3 protein-coding genes are annotated in these 3,219 nt (G+C 63.6%); all 3 read right to left on the bottom strand.

Annotation, left to right across the window (positions count from 1 at the left end; genetic code table 11):
- Positions 1-274, bottom strand: a 274-nt coding sequence (locus tag AC3AYF_RS19550) for a flavodoxin domain-containing protein (protein WP_295041265.1), incomplete at its 3' end; no start/stop codon positions are given.
- Positions 275-461: 187 nt separating this feature from the next.
- Positions 462-770, bottom strand: a complete 309-nt coding sequence (gene ihfA / locus AC3AYF_RS19545; RefSeq protein ID WP_110599554.1) for an integration host factor subunit alpha — start codon at positions 768-770, stop codon at positions 462-464.
- A 28-nt stretch (positions 771-798) separates the two neighbouring features.
- Positions 799-3,180, bottom strand: a complete 2,382-nt coding sequence (gene pheT, locus AC3AYF_RS19540) for a phenylalanine--tRNA ligase subunit beta (RefSeq protein WP_487780225.1) — start codon at positions 3,178-3,180, stop codon at positions 799-801.
- Positions 3,181-3,219 lie beyond the last annotated feature (39 nt).

Raw genomic sequence — 3,219 nt, 5'->3', positions numbered from 1 at the left:
GGGCGATCAGACCGTATCGCAGAGCCGCGAGACTTGGCGATCGGGTCTTCAGCTCACGGACGAATGGCACGAAATCGCCTGGGAAGTCACCGCTGCCCGTGGTGGATACACAGAACAGTGCCAGGTCGGGCATGTCGTCGGTCAGCGCTTCCAGCGAGGGCTGCTCGACGATAGCGACGTCATAACCAGCCTGTTCGAACAGCGGTGAAACCTGCTCGGCGACATCGAGCGCACCACCGTAAACGGTACCGACAAAAATCTTCAGCTTGGACATAACACTCAGTCGACAGTTGATTTGCGCGGGAGCTTAGCACACACCGGCAGCGGGGCTCACGCGCCGGAAATGAAAACGCGATCGCCTGCCAGCAAGCTGCTGGCAGGCGATCGCGGCGACCCAGGACGAATCCGGTGGTTTAGGCTTCCTGCGACTTACTCTTCTCGCGACTTGCTCTTCTCGTGACTCACTCTTCCTGCAACTCACCGTCGAAGCTTTCGACTCTGGCCTTGAGCTTCTGACCGGGGCGAAAAGTCACGACCCGCCGTGCGGAGATGGGAATTTCCTCGCCGGTCTTGGGATTGCGCCCGGGTCTTTCCCGCTTGTCTCTCAGGTCGAAATTGCCGAACCCGGACAGCTTGACCTGTTCATTCTCGCGCAGACATCCGCGAATTTCCTCGAAGAACGTCTCTACCATGTACTTGGCTTCTCTCTTGGAGAAGCCAAGTTCGGTGTGAAGATGCTCCGCAAGCTCAGCTTTCGTCAGCGCTCCCATGATCGCTCCCTTCGCGCAGGATGACAGATCAACTCCGCAGCCTGGCACCGAAGCGAGCTTGCGCCGCCTGCACCACGTCTGCGATTAACTGATTGATTTCCTCGTCATTGAGAGTGCGCGAAGGATGCTGCCAGGTCAAGCCCAGGGCAATGCTCTTGGTGCCCTCCTCAACGCCGGCGCCCTGGTAGACGTCGAATAGCTGCCATCGGGTCAACCACTCCCCGGCCTGGGCACGAATCGTTTCGACCAGCGGTGCGACGCCGACGCTCTCCTCTACCAGGAAAGCCAGATCCCTGCGGACTTCCGGATATCGCGACAGCGGCTTGAACTTTGGTATGACACCGCGCGTCAGGGCCTCCTGCTCGACCTCGAACAGATAGATGTCAGGCTTGATATCGAGTTGCGAGCGCACTTGCGGATGCAGCGCACCCAGCCAACCGACCGGTTTGCCGTTCCGCTCGAGACGGGCGGAGCGCCCCGGATGGAGAGCGGGGTGCGAGGCCGAGACGAATGTCCACTCTTCGGCGCATCCACTCATCGCTATCAGGCTCTCGAGGTCCCCTTTCAGATCGAAGAAATCGACGCCTTCGCGACTGACGGACCAACCTTCCGCGCTGCGCGGCCCACAGATCAGGCCGCCGAACATCGGCGTCTGGGTCAGGTCGTCCAGCGGGCCCTGAAACACCAGTCCGGCCTCGAATAGCCTGACGCGCTGCTGCTGCCGGTTGAGGTTGTGGGTGAGCGCCTTGATCAGCCCCGGGAACAGACTGTGGCGCATGACGGACATGTCGCTGGAGATGGGATTCGCCAACACGGGAGAGACGCCGTCCGGCACGATCAGAGACTGAAGCTCGGGCGACACGAAGCTGTAAGTCACGGCTTCCTGATAGCCTCTCGACACCATATGACGGCGCAGGCGCCTCAGTGGCTGGGTCGCCTCGTCGTCGGCCGCCAGTTTCAGGCGGGCCTCGGGTCGCGTGGCGGGCAGCCGGTTGTAGCCATGAATGCGCGCAAGCTCCTCGATCAGGTCCTCCTCGATCGAGACATCGAAGCGCCAGCTGGGCACCTGCACATGCCAGGTCTGCCCCGATACCGAACTGGTCATGCCCAGCGAGCGAAAGATGCGCTGAATCTCCTCGTCCGCCAGGCGCACGCCGAGGCATGACGCCAGACGGTCACGGCGCAGCTCGACGCTGCCCCGATGCGGCAGCGTGGCGGGATTTCTCACCTCGGTGATGGGTCCGGGCGCGCCGCCGACGATGGAGAGCAGCAACTCGGTCGCCCGCTCCATTGCGGTGCGGGTGATGTCCGGGTCCACCCCCCTTTCGAAACGGTGCGAGGCGTCGGTGTGAAGCCCGAAATCCCGTGCCTTGCCGGCGACGACCAGGGGCGAAAAGAAGGCAGCCTCCAGGAACAGGTGGCGTGTCCGGGGCGAGACACCCGTGGTCTCGCCGCCCATCACCCCCGCGATCGCCAGCGGGCCATTGCGATCGGCAATCACCAGCGTGGCGTCGTCCAGCGCGACCTCCTGCCCGTCCAGCAAGGTCAGGCGCTCGCCAGCGACAGCGCGACGGACCTCGATCCCGCCCTCCAGGGAGTCGAGATCGAAGGCATGCATGGGCTGGCCAAGCTCTAGCATGACGTAATTGGTCACATCGACCGCCGGGTCGATGCTACGGATGCCACTGCGCCGAAGGCGTTCGCGCATCCACAAGGGGGTCTTCGCCGTGACATCGACATCGCGAATGACCCGCCCGAGATAGCGCGGGCAACCTTCGCCATCGCGAACGCTGACCGGGAACTGGGCGTTGTTACGTGCCACGACGGTGGAGACGGTCGGCTCGCTGACCTTGGCGCCGGTGACGCTACCCACCTCGCGCGCGATTCCGCGCAGGCTGAGGCAGTCGCCGCGGTTGGGCGTCAGGTCGACCTCGATGGTATGGTCATCGAGGCCCAGCCAGGCACGAAAATCCTGCCCGGTGGGTGCGTCCGACGGCAGAACATAGATACCCTCCGAACGCCCCTCTTCCAATCCGAGCTCGGAGGCCGAGCAAATCATGCCGCACGACTCCACCCCACGCAGCTTGGCCCTCTTGATCTTGAAGTCGTCGGGCAGCACGGCCCCCACCCGCGCGAACGGCACCCGCTGGCCCACATCCACATTGGGTGCGCCGCACACCACTTGCACCGGCTCTCCCGAACCATCGTCGACCTGACAGACATTGAGCTTGTCCGCGTCGGGGTGCGGCGACTTGGCGGTCACCGTTGCCACCACCACGCCGTGGAAGGCTGCCGCGACCGGCTCGACGGCATCGACCTCCAGTCCCGCCATGGTGATCGCATCGGCCAACGCCTGCGTCTCCAGGGCCGGTGATACCCCCTCGCGCAGCCACGCTTCGGAAAACTTCATCTTGACACTCCTTGACTGGGCGGTGGCCTCAGTTGAACG

The organism is Salinicola sp., from assembly GCF_982684285.1.
The sequence above is the reverse complement of the archived record's forward strand: the minus strand, read 5'-3'. Positions and strand labels throughout refer to the sequence as shown.

Coding starts and splice junctions, on each gene's coding strand:
- ihfA (WP_110599554.1), bottom strand. CDS start 770: ATGGGAGCGCTGACGAAAGCTGAGCTTGCGGAGCATCTTCACACCGAA.
- pheT (WP_487780225.1), bottom strand. CDS start 3,180: ATGAAGTTTTCCGAAGCGTGGCTGCGCGAGGGGGTATCACCGGCCCTG.